Source organism: Pseudomonas sp., assembly GCF_049645325.1.
Classification (GTDB): Bacteria; Pseudomonadota; Gammaproteobacteria; order Pseudomonadales; family Pseudomonadaceae; genus Aquipseudomonas.
Genome location: NZ_JBARTQ010000575.1, coordinates 1 through 1,563 on the forward strand (window position 1 = coordinate 1; position 1,563 = coordinate 1,563).

Sequence of the window (1,563 nt, forward strand, 5' to 3'; positions counted from 1 at the left end):
CATTGGCGAAGTCGCGGGTCTTCCACCAATGCTCGGGGAACACCGGCAGGGTGGCGATATCCAGGGGCAGGGTGCGGTTTTCATTGCTGGAAAAATCGAAGCGTACCTGGCGTTCGCCCTCGACTTCGACGTGCTTGACGTCGGCGAACAGAGTGCGAAAGCGCAGGCTGCCCTGGGTCATCAGCAGGTCGAAGCTGTAGCGTACGTCTTCAGCGGTGATGGGCGTTCCGTCGGCAAACCGTGCCTTGGGGTTCAAGTAGAAGCGCAGCGACAGGCCGTCGTCGGCGCGTTCCATCTTTTCGGCGACCAGGCCATAGACCGTGTAGGGCTCATCCAGGGACCGCTGGGCCAGGGGCGAGTAGAGCCAGCCGTCGACCTGGGAAACGCCGATGCCTTTGTCGATATACGGCAGCACATGGTCGAAGCGCCCGATCTCGATGGCTGAACGCTTGAGGCTGCCGCCCTTGGGCGCAGTGGGATTGGCGTAGTCGAAATGGGTGAAACCGGCGGGGTACTTGGCCGGTTCGCCGTACACCGTGAGGTAGGTCTGCGGGGCCGCGATCACGGCCGAGCTGGCCAACAGCAGGGCCAGGGCAGAGCTGAGCAGTCTTGTGGTAAAAGCCAATCGCATTATCAGCCTTGAGCGCCGGGTAAACAGGAATAAGGATTTGTACGCTAACGGCGCAAGCGTCGCCAGTGATCACATGCACAACGGCCCACCAAAAGGCGGGCCGTTGTTTAGAGCATCAGCGCAGACTGGATCAGTCCTGGCGGCTGGTGACTTCCAGCAGGTGATAACCGAATTGGGTTTTCACCGGGCCTTGCACGGTGTTGACCGGGGCGCTGAACACGACGGTGTCGAATTCTTTAACCATCTGGCCTGGACCGAACGAACCCAGGTTGCCGCCATCGCGGCTGGATGGGCAGCTGGAGTTGGCTTTGGCGATTTCTGCGAAATCAGCGCCGCCTTCGATTTGGGACTTGAGTTCGTTGCACTTGTCTTCAGTGGAAACGAGGATGTGACGGGCGGTGGCTTTGGCCATGGGGAATAACTCCTTGAATTAAAAAGGGTGAGCCTACCCGATTCAGGTGGTTATTTCCCGGCAAAGTTCCCGCTAATTGCCTGAGCGGCTCAAGCGCGAGCCATGGCGCCGCTGCGGGTCAGTGCCATGCCCCGTTCGGGTCAGGTTCAGCTCAGCACGATATAGTCGTTCTGCTGAATGATGGGTTGATGCGGGCCCTGCACCAGGTGGATGTAGCGGCCGTCCACCAGGTCGATGGGCAGGCAGTCATCGATATCCATCACCGCGTCGGTGTGAGACTGGGACCAGGTGCGCAGCATCTGCTGTTTGCCCTTGTCCATCGCCTCTTTTTTAGTGCGGGCCACCACCAGGAGGTAGTGATGCGCCTCGCCAAACGCGTTGGCTTCATAGCCACCGAGGTTGATGAAGTACAGGTGATGCGCGTCGGCCTGAGGCGCCAAGTGGCTGAGCTCGACCTTCCAGCCGTCGACGCCATCCACCCTCATCCACGCGTCGATGTGCACGCCCTTGGGGCTGCCGA

Annotated in this window: 3 protein-coding genes; all 3 read right to left on the bottom strand. The window is 60.3% G+C overall.

All coding sequences use genetic code 11. From position 1 onward, the window contains the following. Positions 1 to 631 (bottom strand): ABC transporter substrate-binding protein (locus tag WBB95_RS24200; protein WP_424489854.1); only part of this gene is annotated, 631 nt, incomplete at its 3' end. A gap of 130 nt (positions 632 to 761) precedes the next feature. Then, the gene (locus WBB95_RS24205; RefSeq protein ID WP_424489855.1) at positions 762 to 1,043 is read right to left on the bottom strand and encodes a peptidylprolyl isomerase; all 282 of its coding nucleotides are present in this window, start codon (positions 1,041 to 1,043) and stop codon (positions 762 to 764) included. 146 nt (positions 1,044 to 1,189) lie between these two features. Next, positions 1,190 to 1,563 (bottom strand): DUF1543 domain-containing protein (locus WBB95_RS24210; RefSeq protein WP_424489856.1); only part of this gene is annotated, 374 nt, incomplete at its 5' end.

Excerpts from the sequence above, each read along its gene's own strand:
- WBB95_RS24205 (WP_424489855.1), bottom strand. The coding sequence starts at position 1,043 with ATGGCCAAAGCCACCGCCCGTCACATCCTCGTTTCCACTGAAGACAAG.